This window comes from Flexivirga sp. B27 (genome assembly GCF_052905685.1).
In genome coordinates this window covers 149,423-164,804 of record NZ_JBPYUM010000005.1, presented here as the reverse complement: position 1 = coordinate 164,804, position 15,382 = coordinate 149,423, and the positions used below count along the sequence as shown (strand labels likewise).

Genomic DNA, 15,382 nt, shown 5'->3' with positions numbered 1-15,382 from the left:
TGATCGGTCGGGGATGGCTCAACACCGGCGGTGAGCAGGTCCACCTGGCCGACCTGCGCGGCAAAGTTGTCGTGTTGGATTTTTGGACGTAGTAGACGCAAAGATTGCCTAGTCCAAGAAGGGGCCGCCATGCCATCCAACGCCGCGCAACACTGCGCGATCTACACACGCCGGTCAGCGTCGAGCGCTGAAGGGTCCGACAAGCGCGGGCGTAGCCAGAAGCAACAAGAGGCCGACTGTCGCGATCTCGCCAAGCGCCTCGGGCTCGACGTTGTCGAGGTCTACCAAGAGAAGGAGGGCACCGGAGCGAGCGACCACTCGCGTAAGCCGCGCCCGGTGTGGAAGAAGGCACTTGACGATCTCGACGACGGCGGGCGCTTCCACACGCTGCTCGTGTGGTCCCTCGACCGTGCCGAGCGACGCGGCGCCGAACACATCGCCCAACTCCTGAAACGCCATGCGGGCACCGGTCGGAAGATCCTCGGTATCGACGGCACCGACACCGGCGACACAAGTCAGCGCCTCGGTCTCATCATCCGAGGCGAGATCGCCAAGGAGGAAGCCGACAAGCTCAGCGAGCGAGTCAGCCGCGCACGCCGATATGCCCGCGCTGAAGGTGTATGGCAGTCGGGGGCACCTCCTTACGGTCTGCGACGTCGCCCCGATGGGAAGATCGAGCACGACCCCGAGACTTACGCTGTCGCTCGTCGTATCGCCGACGACGCGCTCGCGGGGCTGACGCCGTACCGGATCGCTAAGGCGCTGAACGACGAGGGCATCGCGGCCTCACGCGGGACCGAATGGCGCACCTCGTCAGTCCGCGCCCTCCTGCGGGCGCCAGGGTTCGCGGGGTTGGCCTCGATCCGCGAGAAGCCCGAGGAGGGGCGTGCGTGGGCCGCGATCGGCTCGGTCTACCTCGACGCTGACGACCGTCCGGTGTCGGTGGGCGAAGGCGTCATTACCGAGGCCGAGCGTGCCAAGATCCTCGCCGCGACCGTTGGCCGGACGAGGGTCAGCGCCGACGGCACACGTCGCGGCGCACGAGGCGCGAAGGTGCCGACACTTCTGCGCGGGCTCCTGCACTGTGCCGTATGCGGTGGGCGGGGTTCGATCTCCGGTGTGTTCCCCGGTCGGTCCTACGTCTGCGCCAACTACAAGCAAGGCTTGCGCACCTGCGACGGCTTCTCAGTGCCCGAGCCCGCCACCGACGCGGCCGTCGCGGATGCCTTCCTGCGTCGCCTGTCGCTGCTTGATCCCGAAGACGAGGCCGACGCGGCGCTCTTGTCCGCTATCGCCGAGCGATGGATCGCCAGGGAGACACCGGAGCATGGCACCGAACGTCAGCACCTCGCCGACGCTGTCGTCGCCCGGGAAGCTGCGCTAGAGGGTCTCCTCGACCTCGCCGAGACCGGCATCCTCAGCGGTGACCGACTGAAAGAGCGCGTCGAGCGCGCGCGGGCAGCTCATGACGCGGCGGTGGCAGCACTGGACGCGCTCCCCGCGCCCGAGGCAGACCTCGCGCCGTTGCTTGATCTCGTGCAGTCTCAGGAGGCGTGGGAGGCCGCGGGGGTCGATGCACGACGCGACTATCTCTCACTAGCGATTGACCGGGTCGAGGCTACGAAGGCGGGATACCGGGGCCAACGGTTCTTCCCCGGTGAACGGTTGACCGTGGTGTGGCACGACGGAACCAGGACAGCCGCCGGGGCGAAGGGGCGGGTGCAGCGACGAACGCACGCGACATCTCCGACCACCTCACGACAGCCGCGCGGCTGTTAAACGATGGGCTCTACGATGCGGCACTAGAGACCGTTCTCGATCTACAAATCGAAGTCATGCGCCAGGCTCGACACGAAGAGCTACAGGCCGAGGGCGAGGCACTCCTCGCGGCTGCAGTCGACGCGGCCTCCGCGGAGGTTGAACGCGGCGCGTAGTACGGCAGCAGCGATGCCCGTCGATCTCTTCGGAAGTCGGCGGGCATTTCGCGCGTTTGCGGTCCCTGCCGACGTCGTGGTCGCCATACTCAGCGCATGGGTAAGAACACGCGCGGGCTACACCACAGCGAACGGTTTGCATTCACTGGACTAGCTGGCTCGTCAGAGAAGAAGCGCGACCAGGTCTCAGCAAACCGGGCGATCGAAGGTCTAAACCAGAACGACCGCATCATCGGCCTACTGTCGCAACTCGTCGCGCTGCAGCGAGATCAAAACTCGATGCTCGGCTACCTGTGCGCGGCCGAGCACGATCGGAGCGGGCGGCCCTTGCCGACGTTGGGGCAGTGACAGAACGTATAACGGTCGCGGCGTTGGCAAAGGAGCTAGGGCTCGGCCAACAGGAGATCTACAAGCAGTTGATCGAGCTTGGCCTCTCGGCCCGCAAAATGTCGGCGACGCTGCCCGCCGTACAAGCCGACAAGATCCGCGAACACAACGTGAGCCAGCGCGCCGCGCACACGCGACGTCTACGCCAGTGGGAGCAGCAGCGCGCGAAGCAGAAGAAGGCAGGCACCATGACGCCATCAGAGCCGGTGCAGCGCCAAGCCAGCCAGGCGAACGTCTGCCAATGCTGCGAGCGCCGTTGGCTGTGCCGGTCGCCCGCGGACGAAGCCGAACCGCTGTGCATATCTTGCCGGAGTCACTACGCGAAGGACGCAGAGGAGATCGAGCGGACGCTCGCCCGCGAGACGAGCCATGCGCGGCTTTACAGAGACGATCGCGAGAAGGCACACAAGCAGGTCGCGGACAGCTACAAGGAGAAGGCGGACGCCTACGCGGCCCGCAACCGGTGGCGCGCTGCTCTCGTCCGGGTTGTCCTCGACCACGAGCCGCTCGACGACGGCAGCGGCGAGTGCTGGTGTGGCGGCATCTACCCGTGCCGGACGTGGCAGCGCCTAGAGCAAGTCAACAAGGGACTCCATCGACAGGTTGAGCAGCTCGCTGCCTTGCCGCCAGGCGAGCTGGAGAACGAACTCGACGGGTGGTGATCTCGGATGTGACGCCGCATCGACGGGCTGCGCGTTACGTTCTGACCATGCCGCACCCACAGAACGATCGGCCGTCCTCGGAGCTGTACCTCCCCCGTACTGGGCCGGGGTCGGTGGCGACCTTCGAGGATCTAGCAACGGGGCTGCCTGCGGTGCATCTCGTCGAGCACGTCACAGGGGGTCGAACGATCCTGCGGTTCTGCCATGACGGGACAGGCCGGTTGACGACGGCGACGGACACGCGGTTGCGCAAGGTCGGCTTGTGGGCGATCGAGCTGCGCGGTCTCAGTCACTACCAACGGGCGAACAAGGCTGGCGACTTCTCGCCCGGCCAACCTGTGCGCCTCATGCGGCAACCATCAAACGAGTTCGATCCGAACGCCATTGCGGTCGCGGCCGAGGGGTCGCGGGCGGTCGTCGGATTCTTCAATCGGCAAGCGGCGAAGCGTTTCGCACCAGTCCTCGACGCTGGCGGTGCGGACCTTCGCGCAGTGTCGATCGAGGGGGATCCGCCAGGTGAGGCCGGGCGCGTGATCGTGCTCATCGCCGAACCTCGGCTCGTTGAGCACGTTTTCGGGCCGCGGCCAGCAACCGCGGCGAAGCCTGCGCACTGGGCGTAGGCGCGGCGACCTCGGCATTACTCAGCCGAGCGACGCCGGGAGGACCGAGGAGGAGAAGCTGATGTAGTTTCCGCATCGTGGAAGTTATCCCGTCCCGACCCCGGGACGGGATAGACCTCTCGTATCCCGTCCCGACCCCCGGACGGTTTGGGACGGGATAGCTTCGGAGCCTCGAATATCCGCGCCATTCTGCGGTTCTATCCCGTCCCGATGGTGGGACGGGATGAGTTTGCCGTCATACCTCCATCCCGTCCGTCCCCCCGTCTTTCTAGACGGGGACGGGACGGAATGACCGCGGCGTGTAGTTGTGCATCCCGGCGTGTTTCGAGCTCCCGCGCCCCTTCGCCTGCCTTCCTCCCGCGCTCCGCGCGCACCTCGGCTCGGCCCCGGCGATCGCCAGGCCGTCGCCAGGCCGGCGTCAGGCCGTCGCCAGGAGCCCACCACGGCCCGCGTCCAGGCTCGGGGGCGGCCGGTGCAGGGCAGCGCCAGGGCAGCGCCAGGAGGCCGCCGGAGGCGGTTAGCAACGGGGCGGGGGTCGGGTGCCGGTGGCAGCTCCTCGGCGTCTCTGCGCCCTCCTCCCGCGCTCCGTGCGCATCCCGGCGCTACCTTGCACGGGCGCGGCGGATGGGCTCGCCTGCGGGCTCCTGCGGGGCGATCGGTGCGGGCATGAGGAAAAGCCCCCGGCAACCTCTCGCGAGGCCGCCGGGGGCGGTGTGGTGGATCTCCTGCTATGCCGCGTCGAGCTCGACGTCCCAGCCGGGCGGCAGCGGCTCGGGGCCGTCGCCAGTGGTGGCGCCAGGCTCGCCAGGCGTGCCACCGACTAGCGGCGTGACCTCGGGCAGTGCGTAGCCCTTGCGGCTGGCGTGGGCGATGAAGTCGGCGCGGAGGAGCGCGGCGCGGACGCTGCGCACGTCTGCAGCTCGGCCGCCTACTCGCTCGTTGAGCTCGTCGGCGTTCATGTAGACGCCGGACGGCTCGATCGCGCCCGCCTTGTGCAGCTCCTCGCGGATCCGCTCGGCGATGCGGTCGCGCTTGCTCGGGCCGCTGTTCTCGGCCTCGGCGACCACGACCGAGGAGCCGCGCTCCTGCAGCGCGAGCGATAGACGGTCCTCGGTGGGGCCTTCCTTGCGCTTCGTGCGCGAGAGCTCCAACGTCCCGCGGCCGTCGCCCTTGACCTGATAGACGACGTCCATAGCTCCGCCGATCGCCGAGGATCCGCGGCTGTCGCCCTTGTCGCCCTTGCCGCTGTGGTGGACGACCAAGACCGAGCCGTTATCGGTCGCGCGGCGGATCTCGTCGAGCGCGGCCACGAAGACGCCCATATCGCGGGCGCTGTTCTCTTCGAGGCCGACGGCGGCCCGGGCGAGCGTGTCGATCACGACCAGGCCGTAACCGCGGGCGCCGACCAGGGCGACGACCTCGCCGAGATCCTGCCCGGCGACCTGTGCGGCGACGGGGAGGACGTCGAGCCATCCGTCGGCGATCGCGGCGCCGTGGTGCTCCTCCCACGATCGAAGGCGGGCATGGATCCCGTAGGCGCCTTCGCCGAGGACGTAGAGCACGCGGGCCCGCTCCGATGTTCTGCCGAGCCACGGCCGGCCGGTGGCGATGCTCGCGGCCCAATCGAGCGCAACGAAACTCTTGCCGGTGCCGTAGTAGCCCGACAGCATCATCACGGCGTGCTTGTCGAGCGTGTCCGCAATGAGCGGCTCGGGCTCGGGCAGCGATCGAAGCTCGGAGCGCGAGAGGAGCTGAGAGGCGAGCGAAGGGCGCGCGGGGGCGTCGTCTGCGGCGTCCTCGCGGGCGATCTCGGGCGCGGTGTCCGTCGATCCCGCCTTCTCGATCGCACGCGCCAGACGGGCCGCGTGAGGCTCTTCGGGTGGCAGCTCGGCGAGCACCTCGGGCCGCGGCTCGATCGCCTCGCCTGTGCGCTCGCTGGCGGCCTTGCACGCGGCGACGTACTCGTCGCGCGTCATGGTCGCGTGCCAGCCGAAGAGGTGCGCCGATATCTGCCGGTCACGATCGGCGAACGCCGGGGCGTCGACCTCGACCGCGAGACGGTCGTCGGGGCATCGGTCTTGCGCGCTCACTTCGCGGCCTCCTCGGCGGCCGGGAGCTGCAGGTCTGCCGCTTCGAGCGCGGACAACGGGCGCCGGATCACCGGGTGCTTACCGTCGGCGTTCGGCGTTGCGCGCCACAGGATCTCGTAAACGCGGATCTTGCGAACGTCGTCGGGCAGGAATAGCAGCACGCCCGATTCGAGGGTGTGCCGGTGGTCGAGGTACGGGCGAATTTCTTCCCCTACAGCGCCGAGGCCGAACTTCAGGCCGGGGCCGATGTAGCAAGTTCGCGCACCGCTCGATATGTGGATCTTCGAGACGGTGATAGCGCGGGGTGTGTCGGGGTCGTATGCGGGTTGCATAGGTGGTGCCTTTCGGGGTTGTGCTGTGAACCGAGAGTGCGTCTCGGTGGCGCGGTGCCGCGATGCGCTCGCGGCGGGCGTATGTCGTGGGGGTGTGGCAAAGCGGCCGGAGCCTCGAAAGGCTCCGGCCGCTCACGGGCTCGCGCCCGTCACTAGCTAGATCGCTAACTCGAAGTCCTCGGCGCCTAGCGCCGCTGTCGACTGTCCTCAGCGACCGCGGCCAGCTCGGCGAACCATTGCCGCGCCTCGGCGGCCGTCATGGGCTCGCGTGCGGCTGCCTTCGTGCGGTCGTGGGCGGCCAGGCGCTCGGCGCGGAGGTCGTCGTCGTCGCTCACGCCGCGGCCTTCGCCGGACGGGTCCACGGCACGAAGGCGGCAGCTTCGGCGATTGTCAGCTCGACGTCCTTTCGGTGGCTGCACGTTGTGCAACGCATCGGGACGAGGACGGCGTCGAATGCACGCGTGAGCACCGGCTCGGCGCGCGGTCGGTAGCTGTGCGGACACCGGACATAGCGGCCCGCTTCTCGCGTGCCTTCGGGCGCGTTGCCGATCACGGCCGACGCTCGCGGACTGCTCGCCCGCCGCGCGGACGGCGCTCGGGCGCCTCGGGCGACGCTTCGCCTCGGGCGCGTGCGGTCAAGGCATCGAGGTGGCCGCGGAGGTTGTTGAAGACGGGGCCGGGCGTGTGATTGCGGCGGCCGTCGGGATGGGTGTGGCGCTTGGTCATTCTGAGATCTCCTCGGAGGTCTGCGGGCGGAATCGGGGTATCGGCCGTTCGGGCGCTGGGTTTGCGGCCGTCCACTCGGCGAGGAAGGCGTCGGCCTCGGCGTCGTCGGTGAAGCGTGGAGCGGTGAGGCCTTCGGCGGTCGTCACGCGCATCGCTGCGCGGCGTCGCTGCATCCATTCGACGTAGGTCTCGGTCGTCGAGGGCGCGCGCTCGGCGATCTCGGCAGAGACGCCGACGAGCTGCCGCATGATGGCAGCGAGAGAGTGCGCGTCGAGGCCCGCGGCGATCTGTTGGGAGCACACGTCGCGGAGGGCGAGGAGCTCGTCGAGATCGGGCGTCGGTGTGGTCATCGGCGACCCTCCTGCAGCTTGTGGAGCTCCTTCTCGACCAACGACGCGACGCTGACCAGGGCAGCGACTTCGCGAGCGGGCACACCAGCGTCGAGGCGCCGGGAGAGCACGCCGCGGCAGGCGAGGAGCGTCGACTCGTGCCCGGCCTCGACGGCCTCGGCGAAGTCGGGTTCAGGTGGTGCGGTGTATGTCTTCGGGCGGCCCATCGGGCGCTTAGGCGGTGGCATGGGTTGTGACTCCTTTACGGTTTTGCGGGGTTTTGTGTGACTTACTCGACGTGTGGCAGCCGGGGCGATGCGGACGCCTCGCTGAGCCCTTGCCGCGCGGCTCCGGGCGGGCGAGGGGTCCACCCCCGGGGTCTCTCGTCGACGCTGCCGGGCGTTCGGCGACGCTCCCTAGGTGGATCTCGTCGGCACTCCTGGGAGGCCGGGAGGATGGCTTAGGCGCATTCCGTACGTCGAGGCCGCGAAGGTGCCTTCGCGCGAGGCTGCAATGCGCCTTCGGCGCTCGCCTTGCACTCGATCGCGTCATGCATTCGATGCACTTCGCCTTCGATCACATCGACCGACGACCGCAACGGCATCGGCACGACCACGAGCTCGACGACCGAGCCGCGACCATGAGCTCGTCGACCAGGAGCGCGGCGTCGGTCGTGAGGTCGAGGCGCGAGGCCGAGAGCCGAGGAGCTGCAGCACCAGCACTGCACCAGCACTGCATCGGCCACGCTGCTGCACTCGGTGAGGAGCGCGGCAACGTGGCCGATGGTGGCGAGCTGTATGCGGTTGTGTGCGGTGGTGCAGTGGCCCACGCGAGGGACGGCGGTACGCCGAGGGCGACCCTGGCCGGGTATGGCAGGGGCACCTACACGGCCAGGGCCAGGCCTGCCCGGTCGATAGCCTCCCCTGTCCTTGCCAGTGCCGGGGGCTCCTCGGCGATGGGCGCCGGGGTGTCTCGCCACGATGCCCGGTTGCACTTCAGGCAGGACGGCCGGACGTTGTCCAGCCGGTGTGCTCCTCCACGGGAGACAGGCACCGGGTAGTGGTCCAGCTCCTCGAAGGCACCGGCGGTGCAGTGCCAGCAGTGGGCGCCGTAGGCCTCGATCAGCTCGTCGCGGGTGAAGCTCTCGACGATCGGCTCGAAGCCGTAGCGGTGGGCGCGGGCGCGGTAGCTGTGTTCCCATGCTTCATGCGGCATCGCCTCGCGGCGGGCGGCCAGGCGGGCGAGGTCGGCGTCGCGATACTTGGGATTCTTGCGGCGTGCGGCCAGGCGCTCGCGGTTCGGCTCGCGGCGAGCGGCGTTGTAACCGTCCATGTAGGCCTTACCCTTCGAGCCCGCACGCCAGGCGCGGTCGCTGCGGCGCTTGCATACCCGGCACTCGGACCCGCACCCGTCAGGGCGGCGGTTGTCACGGACAAACGCGCCTAGCGGTTTCACGACGCCGCACTTCGTGCACGCCTTCTCGGCGGTCGCGGCGCTCACCGCTGCAGCCTCAGCGACATACTCGGCAGCCACCCGCCAGCAACGGCCACGAGCGCGAGCTCGGGCTCGTCAGCATCGGCATACACGCCGAGGCGGACCAGATCGTCGGCCTTCGTCGGCGCGGCATCGTCGATTGCGATGATCTCGTCGTAAGCGTGAGATCCGCTGCGGCGAAGTGCGAGCACGGATAGATCCTCGATTGCGTCGAGCGCGTCGAAGATCCGACCCGACGCACCACGCTCCGCACGGGCCGCCGCGCCGAGCGGCGACACGTCGAACCACGCGGGCGTTTCGCCACCCTGCCCGAGCGCCATCATGCCGCGTGGCTTCGTGGTCCACGGATCGACCATTTCGGCAGCGGCCTCCTGCAGCTTCGAGACGGCCGCGTCGAACGCCGGACCGATCTTCTCGACCAGCTCGTCGACGAGGTCGCCGACGCGGGAGAATTCGATCTCAGCGAGGGCATCGCTCACCAGGTCAACATCGGCCGCGGAGGCCGCCGTGCGTGCCTGTGCTTCGGCCAGAAGCTCGACGGCGGGCTCGTCGCCGTTGGCGAAGCGGTGAGCAATGTCGTAGGCGATGACTCGCGGTGTCTCTCGTGCGGTCGCGCGCCTGCGCCAGTCACGTACCAGGGTAGGCAGCGCGGGCACCGGCTCGCCGAGGAGCGCGGCAGCCTGTGTGATCCATCCCGCCTGCCTGCGCGCGTGCTCGCCGACACTCGCGGCCAGGGGCATCGTGTAAGGGAGCGTCGGTCGGTAGTGCCGACGGCGGCCGTCGCCTATCGCAGCGAGACGCGGGTCATCGGGGGAGAGCGCAGGGCGTGTGGACGCTTCGAGAACTGCAGTCATAGTGTGAATCTCCTTGTCGCGCGTGAGGATTCGCGACGGTTCGTGAGGTTAATAAGCCGGGCCCGACCTCACAACGGGCCCGGTGAAGTAAGGAGCGGGCCGCCCCGACCTTCAGCGCGACGGGTGTATGTCGCGGAGATCGAGGCGACCCGCTGGGGGTGTGCTGTCCGGCCCACATGGCTAGGAGAAGGCCTACCGGGCAGGCACGGCCGCCTACGGAAAGGTTGGTCGTAGGCGGCTGTTCTACAGCTCGACCGGGCCGACGACGGGCCCTATGAACTCCCTACCTGCGTCGTCGGCTCGGTCGAGCCGTTGTTAGTGGTCGCGGCTTGCAATAAGCGCGCGGTATGCCGCGAGTTGTGCCGCGGTATTGCGGCGGCGTAGTGCGCTGCGGCATGTTGCGCTGCAGGTCTTCGCGTCGGCGCGAAGGTCAGCAAGCGAGGCAGCACAGATAGCGCATCGTCGAGTGTCGTTCATGGCGGCGGCTTCCGGTCGGTCGGTCGGTCGAGCCGTCTTCCGTGCGGCCCGATTAGTAGACCTGTCGCCGATGATGGTTTGCCCAAGCCGCACCCAAGGAGCACGGCCAGGAGCCCGGCGGTGCTCGGCGTCGGCGAGTGCCACGATTGACCTATGGCATTACGGGTGCGGGCGCCGGAGCTATCCGGGCGCGGTTGGTTGAACACTGGTGGGCGCGCTTTGACGCTGCGCGATCTACGAGGTCGTTTTTGTGTGCTAGATTTCTGGACCTTCTGCTGTGTGAATTGTCTGCACGTACTGGACGAATTGCGCCCGCTGGAGCGCGAATTCGCCGATCAGCTGGTGCTCATCGGCGTGCACTCGCCGAAGTTCGAGCACGAGGCCGACCCGGTGGCGTTGGAGCAGGCGGTCGAGCGCTACGCCGTGCACCACCCCGTGCTCGACGACCCCGAGCTGACCACCTGGGACGCCTACACCGCGCGGGCGTGGCCGACGCTCGTCGTGATCGACCCCGAGGGCTATGTCGTCGGGCAGTTCTCCGGGGAGGGTCACGCGCACGGCTTGACCGTCCTGGTCCGCGAGCTGCTCGAGGAGCATCGCGCCAAAGGCACGCTGCGCACCGGCGACGGTCCGTATGTCGCGCCCGAGCCACCCGAGACCGCGCTGCGCTTCCCGGGGAAGCTGGCCGCACTCGGCGACGGCAGCTACTTGGTCTCCGACACCGCTCACCACGAGGTCGTGCACCTGGAGGCAGACCTCGAGACCGAGCGGGCGCGCTACGGCAGCGGCGTCCTGGATTCGCCGCAGGGCGTGCTCGTCCTGCCGCCCGATGCCGCCGACCGCCTCGGGTATGACGTGCTCGTCGCGGACACGGTCCGCCATCAGATCTTCTCGATCCGTCTGTCGGACGGGGAGATTCGCGTGCAGGCCGGCACCGGAGAGCAGCTGCGTGAGCGGTCCGGCAGCGGTGCCGCGCTGCAGCAGCCGCTGTCGACACCCTGGGACCTCGCCTGGTGGATCGACCGGGTCGTGATCGCGATGGCCGGCACACACCAGCTGTGGGCGCTGCACCTGGCCACCGACCCGAAGGACAACTCCGTGGCGGTGCTTGCCGGCACCAGCAACGAAGGGCTGCGCGACGGTGCCGCACACGACGCCTGGCTGGCGCAGCCCTCCGGACTCGCGACCTCCGCCGACGGTGGCAAGGTTTGGATCGCCGACTCCGAGACGTCCGTATTGCGCTCGATCTCGTTGTCCGACAGCGGATTCCAGCTCGAGTCGTATGTCGGCAAGGGGCTCTTCGACTTCGGGCACGTCGACGGACCAGCGGCGGATGCCCTGCTGCAGCACCCGCTCGGCCTGACCGAGCTTCCCGACGGCAGCGTCGCGGTGGCGGACACCTACAACGGCGCGATCCGTCGCTTCGACCCGGCGACGGGTGAGGTGTCGACTCTCGCGTCGGAGCTCGCGGAGCCGAGTGATGTGCTGGTCGAGGCCGACGAGTCGGGCGCCCGCCTGCTGGTCGTCGAGTCCAACGCACACCGGATCGCCCGGGTCGCCATACCCGTTGCGGCTGCACGGGTTTCGGGTGACGCGCTACGCACTCAGCGGTCAGTGACCGACATCGCGCCTGGGCAGCTCCGGTTGTCGGTCGACTTCGTCCCGCCCACCGGCCAGAAGCTCGACAAGCGGTATGGCGACCCCACCCAGCTCACCGTGTCCGCCAGCCCGGAGGGCCTGCTCCGCTCGGGCGAAGGCGCCGCGCAGGGGCTGGAGCGGACCCTCGAGTTCGTTGACGGCCTCACTGAGGGCGTGCTGCATGTGTCGGTCCGGGCCGCAGCGTGCGACGGCGACCCGATCACCGGTGAGTTGCCCGAGCACGCCGCTTGCCATGTGTACCAACAGGATTGGGGCATCCCGGTCCGCCTGGTCGATGGTGCTCCGGCGGAGTTGTCGCTCGGCCTGCGCGCAACGTAGACAACGTCGATCGAGTAGCGGGGAGCGAGCGGCGAGCAACACGCCGATCGAGTAGCGGGGGAGCGAAGCGGAGGAGTGTATCGAGATCCGCCCTTGACGTTGTAATCATGTAAGTGTGTAATCAAGAGATGAACACGATCGAAGGATGGTTCGCCGGGCGGCTGCCCGACGACTGGTTCGAAGGCACGCCCGAGGTGACGGTCGACCGCGACGAGATCGTGGTCGTCGGCACGCTGCCCGCGCCCGAGGTCGGTGGCGAGAAAGGTGACGCCGAGGACACCGACGGCGCCCGCGCAGCCGAGAGTGGCCGCATCAAGCGCTGGCGCGAGGACACCCGCGGCAAGCGGATGCGCATCGCGGACGAGGCCCAGCGGCGCTTCGGCGCGAAGGTCGCGTGGGGCGCGGTCTGCGGCGATACCCGCGAGCTCTTCACCAATCTGTCGGTGCCGGTGATGACCCGGCTGCGTCAGCCGGAGCGCCGGGTGCTCGACACGCTGGTCGACGCGAACGTGGCGCGATCCCGCTCCGAAGCGCTCGCGTGGTGCGTGCGGCTGGTCGGCCAGCACGAGGACGAGTGGATCAGCCGGCTGCGCGAAGCGGTGTCCGCCGTCTACGAAGTGCGCGACGAGGGCCCGGCATCGGACGCCGGCGCGGGGTGAGCCGTCATACTTGAGGCATGACCCGCCCGACGTTCGCTGTCCTGAACGGCCCCAATCTCAACCTGCTCGGCATCCGCGAGCCCGATCTGTATGGCGCAGAAGGCCTTTCCGACATACAGCAGCGGTGCGAGAAGGTTGCAGCCGAGCTCGACGCAGACGTGGAGTTCTTCCAGAGCAACGACGAGGGAGCGCTGGTCGACGAGATCCAGGCGCGCCGCGACAACGCCGGCATCGTCCTCAACGCGGGTGCCTACACCCACACGTCCGTAGCCATCCGCGATGCGCTGGCGGCGGTGCAGGTGCCGTTCGTCGAGGTGCACATCTCGAATGTCTTTGCCCGAGAGGACTTCCGGCATCGCTCCTACCTGTCCGACATCGCCGCCGGCGTCATCGTGGGCTGCGGCGTCGACGGTTATGAGCTGGCCCTCCGGCGCCTCGCCTCCCTCATCAGCTGACGGTGAATTCCGCTGAAGTGCCGGTAAATTCGGAGATCTTCCCGGTCAGCGGCGCCTTCGACGCGCCGTGGTGCACGATCCGATAGCTTCCCTTCGTGGCGTCGCTCGGGATGTCCCAGGTGACGGTCGCGGTCGACGCGCCAAGAATCACGTCGGTGCGCTTCCAGGTGAATTTCGTGGCGAAGTCACCGTCGTCCTGCACCCGCTTCCACAACGAGCCGACCTTGCGCTGCACCTCCAGGAACGTCCCGCCACGCCGCAGATTGTTCTTCGGGTGTCCGGTCACGAAGACCGCCTTCGCCTGCGTCCCGCGGCTGTATGACGCCTTCGGTTGGCTGGTCACCTGACCGAACTTCTTGCCCAGCGGCGGGTTGTCGTAGACCACGCCCGGCACCAGGTTGATCATCCCGAGCGGTGACGGTGCGCCGGCGCTGCCGACCGGCACGGAGTCGCCGTCCTGCAGCTTCTTGGCCAGGGACGACAGCTCCTGCTGGTAGGCGCACAGCTCGTAGCGGCCGTAAAGAGTCGACCCTCCTTCGTACTGCTGCGACGCGTACTCCTCTGGTGTCGTGACGTATTCGGCATACCCGTTGGAGTAGGACTGGATCATCACCTGGTCGATCGGCACGCCGAGCTCCGACGCGACCGACCGTCGGATCCGAAGCCCGGCCACGATCGTCACCTCGCACGGGGTGCAGACGATGTGGAACTGTCCGATCTTCAGTACCTGGATCAGCACTCTGTCCGGTGCGGCGTCGATCAGGCCGACGGGCAGCGTGCACAGCTTCGGCTGCTGCTCGGCGAGCATCCAGCCCGGCGCCGGCGGCATCGACGGCAGCATCGCCCACAACTTCGCCAGCGGACCCGTCCAGCCCTCCGGGTAGCCCAGCCCGGGTCCGTCCTCGACGCTGCCGGCCAGCATCGATGCGCCGATGACCGCGGGAGTCGTGTGGTGCTCCTTGCCGTCCGGCGTCCACTTCGAATCGATAGCGATGTCACCGATATTGATGTATGTCGCGATGCTCCCGATCGATCCGGTGATCGGCGTCGTTGCCGACTTCCAGGCCTGCTGCATGGCGGTCTTCTGCCGGTCTCCGATGATCGCGATGTTCTGCCACGGGTCGTCGGTCGGCCCGGTGCCCGGCTTCAGCTCGAGGTTGGGGGACATGTCGCCGGCGGCCGACTGCGCGAACGCCGCGACGAAGTCCGGCTGCCCGGCAAGGTAGTCCTGGCCGAGCTGCTCACGCTCCCACGACCATGCGGCATACCCCTTGTTGTCACCGCTGACAAGGAGATTCGTGTTCGGCAGCGACGTCCCGTGCGTCGGGAACCACGAGATCGCGCCGACGTCCTTGCTGCCCTGCTTGAAGCGCCAGACGATCATGTGCGGGTCGATCGACTCCGGGAAATGCTGCTTGTCGGAGTCCGGGTTGAGGTCGAACGCCTTCTGTGAGCGGTTGCGGCTGGCGTCGTCGAGTGTCGTGTGACCGACGCTGATGCTGCCCGGCTTGAGGTCCTCGTGTGCGGCGCTGATGGCGTCGACGAACCCGTCGACCATGGCGTCGAAGGTCTGCTGCTGGAAGCCGAGGATCGCCAGGTTGTAGATGAAGTCGTGCGAGCAGCCGCCGGGGGTGGAGTGCGAATGTGTAGCAGTGACACAGACATTCGTGTAGTCGTAGGTGCCCGGGTACTTCGCCATCAGCTTCGCGACGATCGCCGCGTGGGCCGCCACCGGGATGAGTGCCTGGTCGGCGACACACCACGCGATCCGCTTGCCAGTCGCTTGATCGACCACGACGAAGGCACGTGCGCGCAGCCGCATCGAGATGCCGTTGTCGATCTGCTGCGGCATCGAGTAGCCCATCATGCCGTTCTCGGCGCACGCTCCGGTCGTGTCGCCGATGCCGCGGCCGACGAGGTATGCCGAGTCGCCACTCGCCTCGGCCGCGTCCGCCGCGGGTGCACTGCCGACCGCCGTCGCCGCGAGTGCACCGCCGACACCCAGTGCCGCGCCGCCGCGCAACACGTTCCGGCGGGTGGGTCCCGTTTCGTCATACATCGCCATGGCCGTCTCCTTCGGGGTCCTTACGCGCGCGTAACCACGCTGACGAGATCGACTATGGCAGGGATCACATCGCGAATGTGGACAAGTGACCAAGAAATCTGGACGCACGACCACTTTTCAGGAGGCGACAGCGTCACAACCTTCGACGGTCGAGGGTTAGGGAGGGGTTGGGGTGGGTATGGCGTCCCGAAGTGCCGACGGTCGAGGGTTAGGGCGGGTTGGCGCGTGTATGGCGTCCCGAAGTGCCGACGGTCGGTCTGTCAGGACGTGAAATGCCGAGAGGCTCACCAAACGCCGAGAGGCCCAGAAAACCGCCCCGCG

16 protein-coding genes are annotated in these 15,382 nt (G+C 68.2%); 7 read left to right on the top strand and 9 right to left on the bottom strand.

The annotated features are described in order from the left end of the window. The first annotated feature begins 129 nt into the window (after nucleotides 1-129). The 4 genes from ACSZL9_RS17560 (at nucleotide 130) to ACSZL9_RS17545 (ending at nucleotide 3,603) form a co-directional block, all read left to right on the top strand. Nucleotides 130-1,779, top strand: coding sequence for a recombinase family protein (locus ACSZL9_RS17560; RefSeq protein ID WP_446666925.1), 1,650 nt, complete (start codon nucleotides 130-132; stop codon nucleotides 1,777-1,779). A 251-nt stretch (nucleotides 1,780-2,030) separates the two neighbouring features. Then, complete coding sequence (locus tag ACSZL9_RS17555; protein ID WP_446666809.1) at nucleotides 2,031-2,282, top strand: hypothetical protein; 252 nt, start codon at nucleotides 2,031-2,033, stop codon at nucleotides 2,280-2,282. Continuing rightward, a complete protein-coding gene (locus ACSZL9_RS17550) occupies nucleotides 2,228-2,983 on the top strand; it encodes a translation initiation factor IF-2 N-terminal domain-containing protein (RefSeq protein WP_446666808.1) in 756 nt (251 codons plus the stop codon). Before ACSZL9_RS17555 ends, ACSZL9_RS17550 begins: the two co-directional genes overlap by 55 nt. 113 nt (nucleotides 2,984-3,096) lie before the next feature. Continuing rightward, entirely contained in the window at nucleotides 3,097-3,603 is a 507-nt protein-coding gene (locus ACSZL9_RS17545) for an HIRAN domain-containing protein (protein WP_446666807.1), read from the top strand. Nucleotides 3,604-4,331: 728 nt separating this feature from the next. Here ACSZL9_RS17545 and ACSZL9_RS17540 read toward each other — a convergent pair. The 8 genes from ACSZL9_RS17540 to ACSZL9_RS17505 form a co-directional block, all read right to left on the bottom strand. Beyond that, a complete protein-coding gene (locus ACSZL9_RS17540) occupies nucleotides 4,332-5,693 on the bottom strand; it encodes an AAA family ATPase (RefSeq protein ID WP_446666806.1) in 1,362 nt (453 codons plus the stop codon). Continuing rightward, the gene (locus ACSZL9_RS17535) at nucleotides 5,690-6,025 is read right to left on the bottom strand and encodes a hypothetical protein (protein ID WP_446666805.1); all 336 of its coding nucleotides are present in this window, start codon (nucleotides 6,023-6,025) and stop codon (nucleotides 5,690-5,692) included. The genes ACSZL9_RS17540 and ACSZL9_RS17535 overlap by 4 nt, the downstream gene beginning before the upstream one ends. 185 nt (nucleotides 6,026-6,210) lie before the next feature. Next, nucleotides 6,211-6,360 carry a hypothetical protein gene (locus ACSZL9_RS17530; RefSeq protein ID WP_446666804.1) on the bottom strand — a complete coding sequence of 50 codons (150 nt, stop codon included), beginning with the start codon at nucleotides 6,358-6,360 and terminating at the stop codon, nucleotides 6,211-6,213. A gap of 214 nt (nucleotides 6,361-6,574) precedes the next feature. Beyond that, complete coding sequence (locus tag ACSZL9_RS17525; protein WP_446666803.1) at nucleotides 6,575-6,751, bottom strand: hypothetical protein; 177 nt, start codon at nucleotides 6,749-6,751, stop codon at nucleotides 6,575-6,577. Beyond that, the gene (locus ACSZL9_RS17520; protein WP_446666802.1) at nucleotides 6,748-7,101 is read right to left on the bottom strand and encodes a hypothetical protein; all 354 of its coding nucleotides are present in this window, start codon (nucleotides 7,099-7,101) and stop codon (nucleotides 6,748-6,750) included. Before ACSZL9_RS17520 ends, ACSZL9_RS17525 begins: the two co-directional genes overlap by 4 nt. Next, nucleotides 7,098-7,328, bottom strand: a complete 231-nt coding sequence (locus ACSZL9_RS17515) for a hypothetical protein (protein ID WP_446666801.1) — start codon at nucleotides 7,326-7,328, stop codon at nucleotides 7,098-7,100. The genes ACSZL9_RS17520 and ACSZL9_RS17515 overlap by 4 nt, the downstream gene beginning before the upstream one ends. 634 nt (nucleotides 7,329-7,962) lie before the next feature. Further along, nucleotides 7,963-8,412, bottom strand: coding sequence for an HNH endonuclease (locus ACSZL9_RS17510; protein WP_446666800.1), 450 nt, complete (start codon nucleotides 8,410-8,412; stop codon nucleotides 7,963-7,965). Nucleotides 8,413-8,576: 164 nt separating this feature from the next. Beyond that, the gene (locus ACSZL9_RS17505) at nucleotides 8,577-9,428 is read right to left on the bottom strand and encodes a hypothetical protein (RefSeq protein ID WP_446666799.1); all 852 of its coding nucleotides are present in this window, start codon (nucleotides 9,426-9,428) and stop codon (nucleotides 8,577-8,579) included. Nucleotides 9,429-10,058: 630 nt separating this feature from the next. Between ACSZL9_RS17505 and ACSZL9_RS17500 the strand changes: the two genes are divergently transcribed. The 3 genes from ACSZL9_RS17500 to aroQ all read left to right on the top strand — a co-directional run bounded on the left by ACSZL9_RS17500 (nucleotide 10,059) and on the right by aroQ (nucleotide 12,996). After that, entirely contained in the window at nucleotides 10,059-11,882 is a 1,824-nt protein-coding gene (locus tag ACSZL9_RS17500) for an NHL domain-containing thioredoxin family protein (RefSeq protein ID WP_446666798.1), read from the top strand. A 128-nt stretch (nucleotides 11,883-12,010) separates the two neighbouring features. Next, entirely contained in the window at nucleotides 12,011-12,541 is a 531-nt protein-coding gene (locus ACSZL9_RS17495) for a hypothetical protein (protein ID WP_446666797.1), read from the top strand. A gap of 17 nt (nucleotides 12,542-12,558) precedes the next feature. Continuing rightward, a complete protein-coding gene (aroQ, locus tag ACSZL9_RS17490) occupies nucleotides 12,559-12,996 on the top strand; it encodes a type II 3-dehydroquinate dehydratase (protein WP_446666796.1) in 438 nt (145 codons plus the stop codon). On the opposite strand, the gene ACSZL9_RS17485 is transcribed toward aroQ, so the two are convergent. Next, complete coding sequence (locus ACSZL9_RS17485; protein ID WP_446666795.1) at nucleotides 12,989-15,061, bottom strand: neutral/alkaline ceramidase; 2,073 nt, start codon at nucleotides 15,059-15,061, stop codon at nucleotides 12,989-12,991. The genes aroQ and ACSZL9_RS17485 overlap by 8 nt on opposite strands. Nucleotides 15,062-15,382 lie beyond the last annotated feature (321 nt).